General features: G+C 64.9%; 13 protein-coding genes and 1 tRNA gene. 4 read left to right on the top strand and 10 right to left on the bottom strand.

The features are described from left to right. Window positions 1-107: 107 nt before the first annotated feature. A complete protein-coding gene (locus PGB34_RS09830) occupies window positions 108-767 on the top strand; it encodes a hypothetical protein (protein ID WP_271427899.1) in 660 nt (219 codons plus the stop codon). A 196-nt stretch (window positions 768-963) separates the two neighbouring features. Further along, window positions 964-1,056, top strand: a tRNA-Sec gene (locus tag PGB34_RS09825). Between the two features lie 44 nt (window positions 1,057-1,100). Here PGB34_RS09825 and PGB34_RS09820 read toward each other — a convergent pair. From PGB34_RS09820 to PGB34_RS09805, 4 genes are all read right to left on the bottom strand, one after another. Beyond that, window positions 1,101-3,008: an AAA family ATPase gene (locus PGB34_RS09820; protein ID WP_271427898.1), complete on the bottom strand. Its 1,908-nt coding sequence runs from the start codon at window positions 3,006-3,008 to the stop codon at window positions 1,101-1,103. Next, window positions 2,998-3,492 (bottom strand): ABC-three component system middle component 5, encoded by a 495-nt coding sequence (locus tag PGB34_RS23075; RefSeq protein ID WP_333909027.1) that lies wholly within the window; start codon window positions 3,490-3,492, stop codon window positions 2,998-3,000. The genes PGB34_RS09820 and PGB34_RS23075 overlap by 11 nt, the downstream gene beginning before the upstream one ends. 1 nt (window position 3,493) lies before the next feature. After that, window positions 3,494-4,045: an ABC-three component system protein gene (locus tag PGB34_RS09810; RefSeq protein WP_271427896.1), complete on the bottom strand. Its 552-nt coding sequence runs from the start codon at window positions 4,043-4,045 to the stop codon at window positions 3,494-3,496. Between the two features lie 370 nt (window positions 4,046-4,415). Then, entirely contained in the window at window positions 4,416-5,135 is a 720-nt protein-coding gene (locus tag PGB34_RS09805; protein WP_271427895.1) for a restriction endonuclease, read from the bottom strand. A 258-nt stretch (window positions 5,136-5,393) separates the two neighbouring features. On the opposite strand from PGB34_RS09805, the gene PGB34_RS09800 reads away from it, so the two are divergent. Next, window positions 5,394-7,982: an alkaline phosphatase D family protein gene (locus PGB34_RS09800; protein WP_271427894.1), complete on the top strand. Its 2,589-nt coding sequence runs from the start codon at window positions 5,394-5,396 to the stop codon at window positions 7,980-7,982. A 26-nt stretch (window positions 7,983-8,008) separates the two neighbouring features. Here the strand turns inward: PGB34_RS09800 and PGB34_RS09795 are convergent, their stop codons facing one another. From PGB34_RS09795 to PGB34_RS09780, 4 genes are all read right to left on the bottom strand, one after another. Then, complete coding sequence (locus PGB34_RS09795) at window positions 8,009-9,355, bottom strand: DUF2130 domain-containing protein (RefSeq protein ID WP_271427893.1); 1,347 nt, start codon at window positions 9,353-9,355, stop codon at window positions 8,009-8,011. A gap of 187 nt (window positions 9,356-9,542) precedes the next feature. Next, the gene (locus PGB34_RS09790) at window positions 9,543-11,735 is read right to left on the bottom strand and encodes a putative bifunctional diguanylate cyclase/phosphodiesterase (RefSeq protein WP_271427892.1); all 2,193 of its coding nucleotides are present in this window, start codon (window positions 11,733-11,735) and stop codon (window positions 9,543-9,545) included. 125 nt (window positions 11,736-11,860) lie between these two features. Then, window positions 11,861-12,409, bottom strand: coding sequence for a TlpA disulfide reductase family protein (locus tag PGB34_RS09785; protein WP_271427891.1), 549 nt, complete (start codon window positions 12,407-12,409; stop codon window positions 11,861-11,863). Continuing rightward, entirely contained in the window at window positions 12,409-13,542 is a 1,134-nt protein-coding gene (locus PGB34_RS09780; RefSeq protein ID WP_271427890.1) for a transglutaminase-like domain-containing protein, read from the bottom strand. Before PGB34_RS09780 ends, PGB34_RS09785 begins: the two co-directional genes overlap by 1 nt. 133 nt (window positions 13,543-13,675) lie before the next feature. On the opposite strand from PGB34_RS09780, the gene selD reads away from it, so the two are divergent. After that, the gene (selD, locus tag PGB34_RS09775) at window positions 13,676-14,746 is read left to right on the top strand and encodes a selenide, water dikinase SelD (RefSeq protein WP_271427889.1); all 1,071 of its coding nucleotides are present in this window, start codon (window positions 13,676-13,678) and stop codon (window positions 14,744-14,746) included. Between the two features lie 14 nt (window positions 14,747-14,760). Here the strand turns inward: selD and PGB34_RS09770 are convergent, their stop codons facing one another. Beyond that, a complete protein-coding gene (locus tag PGB34_RS09770; RefSeq protein WP_271427888.1) occupies window positions 14,761-15,573 on the bottom strand; it encodes a L,D-transpeptidase in 813 nt (270 codons plus the stop codon). A 24-nt stretch (window positions 15,574-15,597) separates the two neighbouring features. Beyond that, complete coding sequence (locus tag PGB34_RS09765; protein WP_271427887.1) at window positions 15,598-15,897, bottom strand: proteophosphoglycan ppg4; 300 nt, start codon at window positions 15,895-15,897, stop codon at window positions 15,598-15,600. Window positions 15,898-16,081: the final 184 nt, after the last annotated feature.

The raw sequence follows: 16,081 nt of genomic DNA, 5'->3' as shown, positions 1-16,081 counted from the left end.
GTCACCTTCTGATGCAGCCATGCACGGCCCGACGAGCCTGCCCTTCCACTTTTTCGACTTCAGTCTCTTCCTCTTCTTCCTTCCCAGCCGCTTCCTGGTCTGCGGCATTGCTGGGCGCGGCCGTGTTGCTGCTGGGCGCCTGCAGCCCGCGCCCGCCCACCTCGCAGTTCCACGCCGACCTGTGCGGCCGCGCCGTGAGCTGGGAACAGAAATCCGACTACTGGGACGCGCTCTACACCGGCCAGTTGCCCGGCCAGCGCGAACTGACCATCGCCCTGAGCATCCCGCGCCAGGCACCCACCCAGCCCGACCAGCCCATCGACGAACTGAACGTGCAGTTCAACCTGCAGGGCGAACCCGGCCTGCTGCAGGCCGACGGCGCGCCGAAGCTGGTGGGCCGCTTTCCGCTGCGCGCCAATGATTTGTTCAAGCGTGCCGAAGAAAGCGCCGACCCCAGCGCCCTGCGCCGCGCCGAACTGGGCGCCGGCGCCGCGGCCGCCGCTGCGCCCGGCCCGGAACTGCGCACCGGCATGGCCACCGTCTTTGGCGACAACGGCGTGATGTGGAAGGGCGGCGAAGGCGAACTGCAGATCACCGAAGTGCGCGTGGTGGCGCGCGACGACGAAGACGAAGGCGGCGGCGGCAGTAACGGCGGCGTGGCCATCGCCAGCGGCAGCTACCGCTTCGACGCCACCCCCGCCGGCAGCGGCATGGCCTGCGTCATCAGCGGCACCTTCAAAGACGCCAGCTTCCGCCTGCGCCCCTGACGGTCTTCCTCCCTTCCCCGGTCTTCCTCCCTCTCCCCCTGGGAGAGGGCAGGGGTGAGGGCTCTCCCCCCAGCTCCCAACAACCCAACCCTAGAATCCCCCAGACTTTTTGACAGTTGTGGCCGGCCCGCAAGCCCCGCCACACACGCATCGCACAGGCCGGGGCTCAAACCCTACTCAAGCGCCTGCTGCCCAAGGAAGGCAAACGCACCCGGTGGTGCGCCCGGGCTTCAAACCCGGTAGGGGGCGCCAGCCGCTTCCTGGTCGGTTCGACTCCGGCTGCTTTCCGCCTCTCCCGCTAGCTTAAATTTGATTTATTCAAAGAATAGATCATCAAATGATGGACAGCGTTTTGTCGTCTGTAGTAGATGATTTCCCTACGGTGTAATCGTCTGTGTTCAAAGACGGTTCTATTTCAGAGGTCGCGTAAATAATCTGGTATTCATTTTCGAGCGACTCGCAACGGTCAACAATTAGTTTCTGAAATTTGAACGCTCTTTGTTGCTCTTGTCCGCCATCTTCAATGCCGTCGATCATAAGGAATCGAGGAAATCTGAAGAACTTTTCTTTCGCACTTGCTATTAACAGAGCGACGTGGAAAGAATGTCTCAAAATCACCATGGAGCTTTCGGAAAACTGCGTGGCTCCGTTGACTGCAACACGATTCTTTCCAAAACTCCAATCAACAGCAGTTGCCGAAATGAACTCATCTTGGCGAGGCAGTTCATTCTTCAGCAAGTACAGCAATTCCTCAGCGATTGCATGCTTTGCATTCTTTTTAACATCTTCATTTTCAGAAAGCAGCAATTCAATTTTCTCTTGTAGCGTAGAGCGCTTGTGCTCGAGCGATCCTCTCTTTTGCTGCAATTCGTTGAGAACATTGGCAAGCTTTAAGTACTCAGAAATTTGCTTCAACCGTTGACTGAGTTCACCTAGCTTGCGTGAAGTAGTCTCGATCTCAATTTCGTGAGGAGTGCTCCAAGTCTGCCCGGACTTGAAAAACTCCCGTTCGAGATTCTTAAGATTTATCTTGAACGACTCTAAATTTTGTCGATTCTCATTGATTGCGTTGACTCTGGATTTCATTAGCGCAGTGGATTCACGTTTCTGTATTTCTAGTTCGTTCTTCATTCGCAATATTTGCGCATCACCTGGTGCCTCAGAAAGATCATTTCTGCACAGATGGCATGACTTGCCATCGCTTGGGGTAGAGGTAGCGCTCAAACAGCAAGGGCAGAACTGAAAACGAAGCGAGCCCAGATAGGAGCGTGCTTTCTGCGAGTCATCCAAAGCAACAAGTCGTCGATCTATTTCTCTTAAAAATAATTCGGAGTCCTTGTCCTCAAGCTCTAACTCAGCAAGTCTAGATTGCGCCTTTGAAAAATTCTGTTGTGCATCGTTTAGTTCTTTCCGAAGTTTGGCTAGCCGCTGAGCAGCCGGCGCCTTCTGATCAACCGTATTTGATTTTCTAAGTTCTTGTAGGTGGCTCTCATTTACTGCCATTTCTTCATTCACCGCTGCTGCTTCGGCTTGTAGAAATTCAAGTGTTGTTGCACCACCTTGGCCTGATTTTCCAAGTACGGCAAAGATGTTTCTAAGATCGGAAACGGCTCTAGTGAGATCAGATTCAACTTGTTTTAACTCAATTTGAGCTTCATAGAGGTCGGCGCTATACACTCCACACAAATAGTTGCCGATTGTTTCTCGATTTAAATCTGATTCGAATGCCTCTGCTCTGAAAATTTCATCGTGTGGTGTCCGCTGATCTGAGTACATCAAGCGCAAAAGTTGATGCATCGTGATATTGGCTGCTCCTTCTCCACGAAGCTCAGGAAGGCCAAGTGATCGAAATAGAACCTGTGAGAAGCTCTCTTTTGAGGTAGATCTTTGATAAGGATAGGTTTCCCAATCAGATACACTGGACTTAAAAGCTTCATTTAGAGGCCCCCAGAATATAGACATGGGATTTCTGATCGAATCATTGACTTGACGTCGAAGAGATATGGGTATGCCGTTAAGGAAAACCTCGAGGGTGACGTGATCGCACAGTAGCGCTTCATTCTTCCACGGCACATCTTCTCCGCCAAGGCCGTAGAAAATAAAATCCAAGATCGTAGATTTTCCTGTGGAGTTTTGCCCCCGAACAATATTCACTCCGCTATGGAAATTGGCTTCGTAAACTATATTTCGGTCGCGATGAATGCGCATCGCGCTTACACGTAATGTCGGCTCAAGCAGCATCGTAGCGGTACTCCATCAATCCTGATCTATCCTTCAATCCATCTTCACCATTTAAATGAATTGAAAGGAAAGAAGGTAGGCATTGTTCAAAGAAGAACTTTTCCTCTTCTCTAATTTGAACGCAACGCGCGTTTATTTCGCTGGGAATGTTAGCCGCAGCTAATGTCAAAAAATTATTTGCATCGATGCGTATAACATTAATTGTCTTCAAGCAGGCCAATGCAGGATCTTGGATTTTTTGAATATCCTCGAAAACTTTTTTTAGTCCGATTGGTGTGCGATATGGGTTGCTCAAAGATTGACTCTCGGCACGCAGCTTTGTTGCATTTTTAGGAAGCCTAAAGCTGCCCACAATGCTAGGGAAGCAAAGGCAGTAGTCCAAAATTCTCAGTCGCTCGTACTCCAGTTTTGAAACCGACTTTAATATGGCGCAAAATCGGACAAGACAATGGTAAGCGTCGTATGCAGGATGGTAGATAAGCATACTAGTCCCAGCGAACGTGACAGCTTCCTGCCAAAAAAAATAGAAAGGCGTGCACAACATCTGCGGATAGTCCGAGAGTGCTTGGCCTCATACTTTGAGCAACCGGGGCCACGACCTTTTCTTCAAAAGCTGCATCGATCTCGAGGCGAGTGGCCTCGGCTTCAATCAAGGGCCTAACGTGCTGCACGTATTTTGTATGTAGCTCGCCCAAGATGTGAGCAAAAATCTCTTGAGCAGCCGAAGAAGTCTGGAACCTCATGATCTTCTTTGCTGCTCGCTCCTTAGCTAATTCAGCGGTTTCAACAATATCTTGCCGATTGGTGTCGCTCAACTTATCGGCAAGGCTCCTCGAGAGTTGAGATGGGGGCGAGGCCATGAAGTGTTGCAATTGCTCAATGAACTCTTGCGGTGTTGAATTGTTAACCTCATGCTTTAATGATTCATAGAGTTGGTCAATATAGTTGTGGGGAGCGGTGTGGGTGGTGATATTTACATCACGACCCGCAATGTGTCCGCCCGCAACGTTTCCTTCTTGCCTAGTTTGCGGGAACATTGTTTTACTTATTTGCTTGTCGAGTCTCTACCAACAATGTTTCCTCCGGCCACGTTTGATTTTTGGACTGTGGAATTGTGATTTGACCGATCAATGAAAATTTTCGTAGCAATGCCGCCCGCGAAAGCGCCGGCAAGAAATGAAACGATTTCACTAAGATATTCCATATTCGCTCCAGTTGAGTTTTCGTCTATCGTGGTCAGCACCGACTACGGTCGCGATTGGGTCCGGCGGTGAGCGTGTATGGTGCCGGGCAATGCGCATAACGTGGGCGGTGCCTTGAGGCATTGATGACACCTCGGATTTGCATAAGAGTCCAATTCTGTGAGGCGGCGGTTGCCTTCGTCGCTCTCGAGCGGTTGACCACCAGTCATTGAGTTGCCTTCATCATGCTGCGGCAACGTGTTCTCCCAAAGTTCGGGCATCCCCACAACCAAGATAGGTCTTCCTTTTTTTGTCGCTCGATCATCTTGATCCCGCAGTTCACGTAAGTGGGCTTCCAGTACTCGTCGGCATATGCCGTTTGCAGAAGAGCAGTTTGTTGCTCGTTTGTGCGCCCAGCGATGAGCCTGAGTAGCCCCCCACGATCCTGCGCATTGATCCGGTTGGCCCTCGCAAATTCAAGCGCGTCCTGCGAAAAGGTCGAACTCGTCGCAAACGTCCCATATGTCAGGTCATGCGACTTCAGCACCCCATAAAACTCGCGCAGCTCCTTCACCCCCACCACGCGCTTTTTCCAGTGCTTGCACTGCACGATCACGGGCTTGTCGCTGTATTGGCTCCACAGCCAGATATCGACGCCGCCGTCTGCGCCGTGTGACTGGGTTTCGGCGCGCATGCCGCTTTGGGCAAAGAGGGCTTCGCACACAGCCTCGAAGCGGCGCCACTCGATGTGGTCGAACACCTTGGCGTTCCAGTGCGTCTCGGGCACCGGTGGCGCGGGCACGGCCACGGGGGGCGCAGCCGCCCGTGCCGGCACGGCGGTGGCGGCGCGGGCCAACAGGGTGGGCCCCACCTTCGGCGCGCGCTCCTTGCCAGCAGGGGCGGCCGCCTCGGCCGCCCCTTTTCTTCGCAGTAGTCCCCAACCCATCCGTCTTTCTCCTCTTCTTGCTGCGGCCTTCAATGTAAGGTGCAGTTACACATCTGTGTCCAATGGTTTTTGATAGGTGAGCGGGCACTTGCGTGATGCGGCGGCGGCGGTGATGTGACCGCCGCGCCTTGGGCCGGCGCAGTGCCATGTCATGCCCGTGCCACGCCCCCTGCCTACGCTGCGCCCGCTGGGCCGCCGGCCTTCCTGGATGGATGCCCGCGGCCCTTTCTTTTTTCTCCTGCAACTGGAGCAGACAGCGTGGACAGAAGACATTTCCTGCGATGGGGCGGGTTCATCACGACTTCGGCCGTGCTCACGGCCTGCGGTGGCGGGGGCGGCAGCCCGCCGTTCTTGCCCATCGTCCCCACCCCGGGCGGCTCGGACCCGGGTGACAACAACAACGGCGGTGGCGATCCCTCCGTGCCGCCGGCTACGGGCTCGAACTGGAAATTTCCGCAGAGCGTCGCGAGTGGTGACCCCAAGGCCGGCTCGATCCTGCTGTGGACGCGCGCGGTGCCGGCCGATGCGCATGACGTGGACACCGTTGCCAGCCTGACGGCCGATTTCTCGATCCGCCTGCAGGTGACGGCCGCCGACAACGCGCCCGCGCTGGGCGGCAGCGCGGCGCTGGCGGGCACGCTGGTGCTGGATGTGGCCGTGCCGGTACAGGCGCAGTGGGACCACACGGTGCGCCACCGCGTCACGGGCCTGGAAGCCGGCCGCACCTACTACTACCAGTTCATCGCGGGCGACGTGCGCTCGCGCGTGGGGCGCTTTCGCACCGCAGCGGCGGCCGATGCGGCCGTGCCGCAGCTCAAGTTCGCCTTCCTGTCGTGCCAGGACTGGAGCATCAACCACTGGGGCGCGTTCAGCGACCTGGCCACGCAGGAGCTGGACTTCGTCGTCCACCTGGGCGACTACATCTACGAGACGGTGGGCGAGGCCTTCCAGACCGGCGCGGTGGAAACGCGCCACGGCCTGCTCGCGCTGCCCGACGGCGCAAGCAAAGAGGGTGCCGAAGGCAGCGGCCGCTACGCCACCACCTTGGCCGACTACCGCTACCTCTACAAGCACTACCGCAGTGACGCGCGCCTGCAGGCCGTGCACGAGCGCTTCGCCTTCGTGGCCGTGTGGGACGACCACGAGTTCAGCGACGACGCCTGGCAGGACGCGGAAACGTACAGCAACGGCAGCTTCAACGCCAGCACGGGCGGCGGCGACAACAACCGCCAGCGCGCGCGCCGCCGCAGCGCCAACCAGGCGTGGTTCGAGTTCATGCTGGCCGACATCGCCTTCGACGCCGAGACCACGGGCATCGACAGCGTGCAGATCTACCGCGACCTGCGCTTTGGCCGCCTGGCGCATCTGGTGATGACCGACGAGCGCCTGTACCGCAGCGACCACGTCGTGCCCGAAGCCATGCCCAACCCTGCCTCGGGCGCGGCGCTGGGTTCCATCGGCGCGCGCTACATGGTGCCGCAGCCGCTGATCAGCGCGCTGGAAGCGCAGAAGATCGCCGCCACCCGCGCCGCGCAGCCCACGGGTGATGCGCTGGCCAACGTGTCGATGCTGGGCACCGCGCAGCGCAGCTGGTGGAAGAACACCATGGCCGCCTCCGACGCGACCTGGAAGCTGTGGGGCAACGAGGTCTCGCTGCTGCGCATGGGGCTGGATGGCACGCAGGCCATCGGCACGCTGGTGGCGCTGCAGTCCATCGCCACGCTGGCCACGCAGATCGGGCAGACGGCCGCCAACACCGCGGGCGACGTGCCGCTGGCCGCGGGCGTGGTGGCCGCCGTGGTGGCGGGCGCCAGCCAGCAGGTGGCCTTCCTCGGCGCCACGGCCATCAAGACCGGGGGCGTGCAGGCCGGCGTGCTGGCCGGGCTCACGGCCACGCAGGCCGGGCTGGCCCAGGCCGCCATGCAGGCGGCGCAGGCGCAACAACAACAGCAAGGCGGCGCCGCGGCCCAGGCCACGGCGGGCGCGCAGGTCATCGCCTTCGGCTACGTCAAGGGCGACGTGATCGCCAACAAGGCGGCTTCGCCATTCGTGATTGCGGCGGGCCTGGCCGATGCGCTGGCGCCGTACTTCACGAAGTTCCTCATCAACTGCGACCAGTGGGACGGCTACGGCGCCGAGCGCCGCGAGCTGCTGGCCCACCTGCGCGACCGCGGCGTGCGCAACGTGGTGGCGCTCACGGGCGACATCCACGCCTTCTTCGCGGGTGCGGTGCATGACGACTTCGACGCCGAAGGCGGCGGCACGCCGGTGATGGTCGATCTGGTGACCGCGGGCGTCAGCTCGGATTCGTTCTTCAACTACCTCTCGTCGGCCGCCGACGGGCTGGCCGAGGGCCTGTCCACGCTGGTGTACTACCCGCTCACGCTGCCCGTGCCGGGCATCGGCGACGTGCGCGTGAACGTGAACCTGCTCGACTACACGCTGGGCATGCCCAGCCCCACGGCCCAAGACCTGGTGGAGCAGATCCGCGTGCCGCTGCGGGGCGCCCTGGCGCGCGCGGGCGTGCCCGAAGCGCAGCTGGACGCCACCCACACGGCAGTGCTGGGCGCGCTGCAGACCGATGCCGCCTTCGTGGGCCAGCTGCTGCCGGTGGCGCAGCAACTGGCCGGCCTGCGCAGCAACCCCTGGCTGGCGCTGTCGCAGACCGACGTGCAGGGCTATGCGCTGGTCACGCTGACCGAAGCCGCGCTGCGCTGCGAGTTCCGCCAGGTCAACCCGCTGGTGGGCGGCCAGGCCCCCACGGCGCCGCTGATGGCGCGCAGCCTGGTGGCCACGGTGCGCAATGGCGTGCCGGCGGTCACCATGGGCACGCAGCCGCAGACCTGATCGACGGGCGCGGGCGTGGCACCGCGTCAGTCCATGCCGGGCAGCTCAGGCGTGCCGCCTGCGTCGGGCGGGGCACCGGGCTCGCGCCGGGGCCGGCCCGGCGCGCTGCTGCGCAGCTCCGCGAACTTGGCCGCCATGGTGGGGTTGCCGCGCGTGAGCTTCTTGAGCGTCACGTCCTGCGCCTTGTCGTTGGCCAGGCGCAGGTTGCGGTCGGCGCCCAGCAGCGCGTCCTTGGTTTTTTGCAGGTGGTCGATGGACTTGTCGATTTCTTCGATGGCCGTGGCAAAGCGGCGCGAGGCCAGCTCGTAGTTCTTCGCAAAGGCGGTCTTGAAGCCGTCCAGCTGCGATTCGAAGTGGGTGATATCTATGTGCTGCGCCTTCACCAGCGCCAACTCATTTTTGTATTGCAGCGCGCCCATCGCCGCGTTGCGCAGCAGCGTGATCATGGGGATGAAGAACTGCGGCCGCACCACGTACATCTTGGGGTAGCGGTAAGACACGTCGACGATGCCGCCGTTGTACAGCTCGTTCTCGGGCTCCAGCAGCGAAACCAGGATCGCGTATTCGCAGCCTTTTTCGGTGCGGTCCTTGTCCAGCTCCTTGAAGAAGTCCTCGTTGCGCTTGCGGGTGGCGGTCTGGTCGGCTTCGTTCTTCATCTCGAACATGATCGAGACGATCTCGGTGCCGGCCTCGTCGCTGTCGCGGAAGATGAAGTCGCCCTTGCTGCCGCTGCGCGCGTCGTTGTCCTTCTCGAAGTAGGCCCGCGGGAAGGCGGTGGCGCGGATGCGGTTGAACTCGGTCTCGCAGTGCTGCTCCAGCGTCTCGCCCACCATCTTGGTGGACAGGCGCGCCTTCATGTCGCGCAGCCGCTCGATGGCGTCGTCGCGGTCCTTGAGCTGCGTTTCGTACTTGTCGCGCAGCGACTTTTCAGCCAGCGCCTTTTCCAGCGCCGCGCGCTGCAGGTCGGCCTGCAGCGTGTCGCGTTCCTTTTCCACGCGGCCCACGGCTTCGGTGACGGCCAGCTTCTGCTGCATCTGCGCGCTGGCCAGCTGGGCCTTGAGCGCGTCGCGCTCGCGCTCCAGCTCGCTGCGCGCCTGCGCCACGGCCAGCTGGCGGGTCATGTCCTCGCCCTGGAGCTGGGCCTTCAGCGCCTGGATCTGCGCGTCCTTGGCCGCGGCGGCGGCCTGGGCGTCGCTGGCCATCTGGCTGCGCGCCAGCTCCAGCGCGCTCTTCTTCTCGCGCTCGGCCACCTCCAGGCGCTCGTGCAACTGGCGGTCGAACTCCTTGTCGCGCACCTGCTTCTGGATGTCCGCGTAGCCGGCTTCGTCGATGGTGAACGCGGTGCCGCAATGCGGGCAGATGATGTCGTGCATGGCTGGTGGTCTTTGCTCTGAAGGCGTGAGGGCGGGGCCGGCCAGCATTGTGGCCGGCCGCGAATGCGCAGCGCCCGCCGCTCATACGGTTTTGCATTCAAGCGCAGAGCGAGGCGGGGTGCCGCAGACAGTGCTGACGCACGGCAAGGCACCCCAACGAAGCTATGCGTTTGAAGGCGAAACCGTATCAGGCCGTGGGCGAGGAAGCTGGCGCAAGCGCCGGGGCCGACGCGGGCTCGCTGCCCTTGGCCTGCAGCCATTGGGCCACTTCGGCGGCGGGCATGGGCCTGGCGAACACGAAGCCCTGCAGCACGTCGCAGCCCAGCTCGGCCAGCAGGCGCTGCTGGTCGCTGGTCTCCACGCCTTCGGCCACCACTTCCATGCGCAGCGCATGGGCCAGGCGCACGATGGCGTCGACCATGGCGCGGGCGTCCGCGTCCGAGGCCAGGCCGCTGACGAAGCTGCGGTCGATCTTGAGCTGCCCCGCGGGGATGTGCTTGAGGTGGGCCAGGCTCGAATAGCCGGTGCCGAAGTCGTCGATGGCCAGGCGCACGCCCAGCGCGGCCAGCTCCGCCAGGGTCGCGCCTTCGGTGTTCATGGTCTCGATGAGCGCGCTTTCGGTGATCTCGCACACCAGTTGCGAGGGCTCGATGCCATGGCGCAGCAGCGCGTCGCGGATCTGCCCGGCCAGGTTGGGGTTGCGCAGCTGGTAGGGCGACAGGTTGATCGCCACGCGGCAGTGCAACCCGTCGGCGTGCCAGCGCGCGAGCTGCGCGCAGGCTTCCTCGATCACCCAGGCGCCGATGCTGCCGATGAGGCCGAAGCGCTCGGCCAGCGGCACGAAGGTGGAAGGGCTGATCAGGCCGCGCTCCGGGTGGTGCCAGCGCAGCAGCGCCTCGAAGCCATGGACCTCGCCGCTCTGGGCCGTGATCTTGGGCTGGTAGTGCAGCTGCAGCTCGCCATGGTCGAGCGCGTGGCGCAGGGCCTCGCGCAGCGCCAGCTGCTCGGTGGAGTCGCCGGCCATGCTCTGGTCGTACACCACGCAGGTGCCGCCGCCCGCGCGCTTGGCGGTGTACATCGCGGCGTCGGCGCAGGCCAGCAGGCGCTGGCCGGCATCGTCATGGTCGGGGAACACGGCCATGCCGATGGAGCAGGACAGGCTCATTTCCTTGCCGTCGACGATCAGCGGCCGGCGCAGGCTGTCGATCAGCCGCTGCGCCACGCCCATGGCCACGGCCTGCGCGTCGGCGGCTTCCACCATCACCACGAACTCGTCGCCGCCCAGGCGGGCCAGCGTGTCGCTTTCGCGCACCGACTGCTGCAGGCGCAGCGCCACCGAGCGCAGCACCTTGTCGCCCACTTCGTGGCCGAAGGAATCGTTGATGGGCTTGAAGCCGTCCAGGTCGAAGAAGAGCACGGCCACGCGCTCGCGCGACTTGGCGCTGACGGCCTGGTTCTGGTTGCGCAGCGTGCGCGCCACGCGCGTGACGGCATGCTGAAGCCGGTCGTCGAAGAGGGCGCGGTTGGGCAGGCCGGTCAGCGGGTCTTCAAAGGCCTTGCGCTGCAGCCGGTCGTTGGCCCGGCGCAGGTCGTGGTTGGCCTGGTGCAGCGACTCGGTGAGCTGGGATTCGCGGTTGTAGGCCATGGCGTCGAGCATCAGCAGCAGCATGACGCCGCCCAGGATGAACACGGTGGCCACCGTCACCATCAGCGCCAGCGGCGCGCCCGCGAGGCTGTTGGCGCTCAGGCACACCGTGCCGACGGGCAACTGCGCCGCGGCCATGCCCGTGTAGTGCATGCCGCCGATGGCGCCTGCCATGAGCACGGCCGAACCCACCTGCAGCGCGTAGCGCCTGCGCCCGCGCTGCTCGCGCAGGCCGAAGAACAGCCCCAGCGCCGCGGCCGAAGCCACCCAGGCCACGCCGATGGAGGCCAGCACCATGGGCATGCTCCAGACGATGGGCGGCGCCAGCTCGATGGCATGCATGCCCAGGTAGTGCATGGTGCAGATGGCCGCCGCCATGCTGGTGCTGCCCAGCAGCAGCAGCCGCAGGTCCAGCCGGCGCGCGCGCGAGGCGATGCCCAGCGCCACCGCCGCGGCCACCACCGCCGCGAGCCAGCTGAACAGGGTGGGCAGCCAGCGGTAGCCCAGCACCAGGCCCTCGGCGTCGAAACCCAGCATGCCCACGAAGTGCATGGACCACACGCCCGTGCCCATGGCCAGCGAGCCGCCGAACCACCACAGCGGGTTGGGCTGCCCGTCGCGCCGCACGCGCCGGGCCAGGTCCAGCGCCACATAGGCGGCAAAGGCCGCGACCAGCAGCGAGGCGGCCACGAACCAGGGGTCATGGCTGGTCTTCAGAAAAGCTGCGGGAGGCATGGAACGGGAGTGCTTGAAACAGGTTGTTAAATTTTACGGGGCGGTGTCGCCGGGCCCTCTGCGCGCCGGCTCGGCAGGCCCGTGCGTGCCTCGCCCGGAGGGGCGGGGGAAAGGCGTGCCGGCGTTCAGCCCAGCGCCAGCAGCGCGCTGCGCAGCGCGGGCGATCGCCAGTCGCGCGCGCCCTGGGCCCGCCGGCGCGGGCGGCCCTGCGCATCGAAGATGAAGGTGGCGGGCAGCGAGCGGCCGCCCCAGGCCGGCAAGGTGGCCTGCTCGCGGTCGAGCAGCACCGGGCCCGCGAGCCCCAGCTCCTGCGCAAAGCGACGCACCCGCTCGGGCATTTCGCCGTGGTTCAGCGCGATGAAGGCCCAGCCCTGCGGCGCCAGTTCGCGGGCCAGGGCATCGAGGGCGGGCATCTCGTCCAGGCAGGGCGCACACCAGCTGGCCCAGAGGTTGACGATCAGCGGCCGGCCTGCAAAGTCGGCCAGCGTGCGCGGCTGGCCTTCCAGCGTGCGGGCGTGCAGCACGGGCTGGCCGGGCGGGCGCCAGGGCCACGGATCGAGGCGGGTGTCTTCATCGGCGCCGGCCGCGCCCGCCGCACCGGGCACCCACAGGCAGGCCCCTGCGGCCTGCAGCAGCAGGCGGCGCCGGGGCCAGGCGCCGGCCGCAGCGTGCATCAGGCGCGCCGGGACTGGATGCTGTAGCGGAAGCTGGCCGGATCCAGGCTGTCGAGGCGGCCCTGCGCCGTTTCGCCATGGGGGTACATGAAGAAGCCCAGCGGCGCGGTCTGGCGGCTGCCGGGCAGGCGCAGGTCTTCGGCGCTGTTGTAGCCGACCCAGTTCGATTCCCAGGCGCCGAAGAGCAGGGCGTTGGCTGCGCGCACGCGCGCGTCGGCGCGCGGCAGGCCGCCCTTTTCCTCTTCGAGCATGACCTTGCGCACGTCGGCCGGATCCACCGGCACCCAGCCGTGGCCCTGCGCATAGAACTCGGCGCGGCAGTGCTGCGCGCGGCTGATGTCGCCGCTCTTGCCCAGGCTCTTGTAGCCGCGGGCCGAGTCGTCCACGCGCACGCCGTAGATGTCGCGCGCGGGCACGCCGCTGGCCCGCGCCAGGGCCACGAACAGGCCGTTGAGGTCGGCGCACTTGCCGCCCAGGTTGCCGCTGGTCAGCACGTAGGCGGCGTCGCCGGTGCCGCAGCCGCGCACGCTGCCGTTGCGATGGCAGTTGGCCACGATCCAGTCGTAGATGGCCCGGGCTTTCTCGATGTCGGTGTGCGCGCCGGCTTCGTGGGTGATCTTGCGCGCGGTCTGGCCCACCACGCCGTCGAGCGGCTTGAGCGTGCTGGGCTGCAGCCAGGGCCTGAGCGCGGCATCGCTGGCTGTGCGGCCGCGGCCGGCTTCGCCCAGGTCGGTGGCGCGGTCGCGCAATGCCACCTCGTTGACCAGCTTGAGCTGCTGCGGCGCCTGCGGGTCGGTCCATTGAACCTGCAGCATCTGGGCGCCGGCCGGGCCGCGCACCACGCGCGCCTGCTGCGCGCCGGGCGCTTCATGGCGCGTGCCCAGCAGCTGCTGGTAGGGGCTGCCGTCGCTGCCAAGCAACTGCTGCGCCGGCAGCGGCACCCACACGCGGCCCTGGGCCGTGCGCTCGCTCAGGTCGATGGTGGTGGTGATCTCATAAACGCGCCAGCCTTCGCCGGCCGGATGCGCGCGCGTGGCGGTGGCGGCGGATGCCTGCATCGGCAGGCCCAGGGCCGTGGCGGCACCGGCCACGGCGGCGGTGCTGGACAGGTGCATGAATTGGCGGCGTTGCATGAATGGCACTCCATGAAGGTTGCGCGACACGCGCGAGCGGCGTTCATTCTTGCACCTGTGCCCGGCGCGTGATGGGGACAAGTGCGGATGGCATGGGCGAAACTTGGTGCCCCACTTCCTGCAAAAGCGCCCGATGACTTCTCAAGCCGCCACGCCCCCGCGCCTCACATCCCTCTCGCACGGCGGCGGCTGCGGCTGCAAGATCGCGCCGGGCGTGCTGTCTTCGCTGCTGGCGCAAAGCAGCCTGCCGCCCATGCCCTTTGCCGACCTGCTGGTGGGCAGCGAGACCGCCGACGATGCGGCCGTCTACCGCATCAACGAGCGCCAGGCCATCGTGGCGACGACGGACTTCTTCATGCCCATCGTCGACGACCCGCATGACTTCGGCCGCATCGCGGCCACCAATGCGCTGTCGGACCTCTATGCCATGGGCGCGCAGCCGCTGATGGCGCTGGCCATCGTGGGCATGCCCATCAACGTGCTGCCGCACGCCACCATCGCGAAGATCCTCGAAGGCGGCGAATCGGTCTGCCGCGAGGCCGGCATTCCGCTGGCCGGCGGCCATTCCATCGATTCGGTGGAGCCCATCTACGGGCTGGTGGGCATCGGCATCGTGGAGATCGCGCAGCTCAAGCGCAACGCCACCGCGTGCGCGAACGACGTGCTCGTGCTGGGCAAGCCGCTGGGCGTGGGCATCCTGTCGGCCGCGCTCAAGAAAGAGGTGCTGGATGCGGCGGGCTACGCGGCCATGATCGCCGCCACCACGCAGCTCAATCGCCCCGGCACCGCGCTGGCAATGCTGCCGCAGGTGCATGCGATGACCGACGTGACCGGCTTCGGCCTGCTGGGACACACGCTGGAGCTGGCGCGCGGCGCGGGGCTTACGGCGCAGATCGACGCGGCGGCGCTGCCCTGGCTGCCCGGCGTGCAGGCGCTGGCGGCGCGCGGCATCGTGACGGGTGCCTCGGGCCGCAACTGGGCGTCGTATGGTGCGCAGGTGCGCTGGGAGGGTGCCGATGCAGAAGGCGCGGCGCCGCTGCGCGCGCTGCTGACCGACCCGCAGACCTCGGGCGGGCTGCTGGTGGCCTGCGCACCAGAAGCCGCTGCGAACGTGCTCAAGACCTTCGCAGACGGCGGCTTCGCCCAGGCGGCCGTGATCGGCCGCATGGTGCAGGGCCCGGCCGAGGTGCGCGTGCGGGCCTGAGTTTCAGCAGATCGTCAGATCGCGGCCAGCGCCGTGCCCTCGAAGAGCTGCGGGAACTGCTGCGCCAGGCTGCGCGTTTCGGGCAGCACGTAGATGGTGCCGCCTTCGCGGCCCAGGCCGGGCGCGATGTGGGCGTCGTAGAACGCAGGGGGCACGTTCACGCAGCCGTAGGAAATCCGGTTGTCCTCGACCTGCGCGCTGGCCAGCCGCTGCGGGCGGCGTTCGGCAGGCACGGCGGTGGGGCGCAGCCGGTGCATGGACACGGCGGCGTCGTAGTCGATCCACACGATGTCCTCGTGCTCGTGGTTCAACCCGGGCTCGGCCTTGAAGCGGCCCGCGGGCGTGGTCCGTTCGTCGGGCCGAATCTGCGCAATGGCCTTCTGGCCGATGCCGGGCACCGAGTCGTCGCCCCGGGCCAGGCCCAGCAGCACCGGCGTGCGGCCCTGCAGCGCGCCTTGCGCATCAAAGACGAAGATCTGCGCGCTCTGCTTGTCGAGGATGACGAAGGGCTGCTCGCCCTGGTCGCCAGTGGCGGTGATGCGTGACCACAGCGCCGCAGCGGAGGTGCTGAGCGCTGCCGGTGGCTGTGCGGGGGCGCGCGCGGCGGGCCTCACTGCGGCCACGACTTCCACCGCCGCGGGCGCCGATTGCACCACGGCCGGCTCGGGCCGGGGCACCGCGCTGGCTGCCACCGACGGTGCCATCGCAATGGGGGCGGCCGGCGAGTCCCCGGGCCCGAAGACCGCCACCGCCGCGCCCAGGCCCGCCACCCCCGTGAGGGCGGCAGCGACCCAGGCGCGTGTGCGGGCAAAGGTGCGAAGGCTCACGATGCGGACTCCGCAGCCAGTGGCTCAGTTGCGGTCGGCGCGGGCCGGGCGCATCGGAGCGTCCATGCTGGTCGAGGGCGGGGCCGAGGGAGTGGCGGGCGTCACGGCATTGCTGGGGGCCGTGCTGGGTGCCTGCTGCATCGTGTCGGGTGCGGGGGTGGGCACACCGGTGGTGCCCATCGAGGTGCCTTGCTGCGTCTGCTGGCCGGCGCCCAGGGCGGGATTGGCCACGTTGGGGTTCGGCGGCGTGCCTTGGGCCACCACGGCGCCAGCGGCGACCAGGGCGGCGGTGACGAGGGACAGCTTGATCTTCGAAACGGTCATGGTGTGCTCCTTGAGTCTGGGATGAACAGTGGTTCTTGAGAGAAAGCGTCTGCCTGTTCCACCTTCCTTCTCGGATCTCAACCAAGGCTTCGGCGGGGCTGACGGGGTCACCATAGGAAGCGCAGCGCGCGCGCAGAGTCGGCCTGCTGCGGGCACGGCTGTAGGACGGCCGGGCCCCGGGCAT

The organism is Xenophilus arseniciresistens (assembly GCF_028023875.1).
GTDB classification, from domain to species: domain Bacteria; phylum Pseudomonadota; class Gammaproteobacteria; order Burkholderiales; family Burkholderiaceae_C; genus Xenophilus; species Xenophilus arseniciresistens.
This window is presented reverse-complemented; position numbering and strand designations above follow the sequence as displayed.

What these genes read in the sequence shown, in the direction of transcription:
- PGB34_RS09820 (WP_271427898.1), bottom strand. Translation starts at nt 3,008, where the DNA reads ATGCTGCTTGAGCCGACATTACGTGTAAGCGCGATGCGCATTCATCGC.
- PGB34_RS23075 (WP_333909027.1), bottom strand. Translation starts at nt 3,492, where the DNA reads ATGCTTATCTACCATCCTGCATACGACGCTTACCATTGTCTTGTCCGA.
- PGB34_RS09810 (WP_271427896.1), bottom strand. Translation starts at nt 4,045, where the DNA reads ATGTTCCCGCAAACTAGGCAAGAAGGAAACGTTGCGGGCGGACACATT.
- PGB34_RS09805 (WP_271427895.1), bottom strand. Translation starts at nt 5,135, where the DNA reads ATGGGTTGGGGACTACTGCGAAGAAAAGGGGCGGCCGAGGCGGCCGCC.
- PGB34_RS09795 (WP_271427893.1), bottom strand. Translation starts at nt 9,355, where the DNA reads ATGCACGACATCATCTGCCCGCATTGCGGCACCGCGTTCACCATCGAC.
- PGB34_RS09790 (WP_271427892.1), bottom strand. Translation starts at nt 11,735, where the DNA reads ATGCCTCCCGCAGCTTTTCTGAAGACCAGCCATGACCCCTGGTTCGTG.
- PGB34_RS09785 (WP_271427891.1), bottom strand. Translation starts at nt 12,409, where the DNA reads ATGCACGCTGCGGCCGGCGCCTGGCCCCGGCGCCGCCTGCTGCTGCAG.
- PGB34_RS09780 (WP_271427890.1), bottom strand. Translation starts at nt 13,542, where the DNA reads ATGCAACGCCGCCAATTCATGCACCTGTCCAGCACCGCCGCCGTGGCC.
- selD (WP_271427889.1), top strand. Translation starts at nt 13,676, where the DNA reads ATGACTTCTCAAGCCGCCACGCCCCCGCGCCTCACATCCCTCTCGCAC.
- PGB34_RS09765 (WP_271427887.1), bottom strand. Translation starts at nt 15,897, where the DNA reads ATGACCGTTTCGAAGATCAAGCTGTCCCTCGTCACCGCCGCCCTGGTC.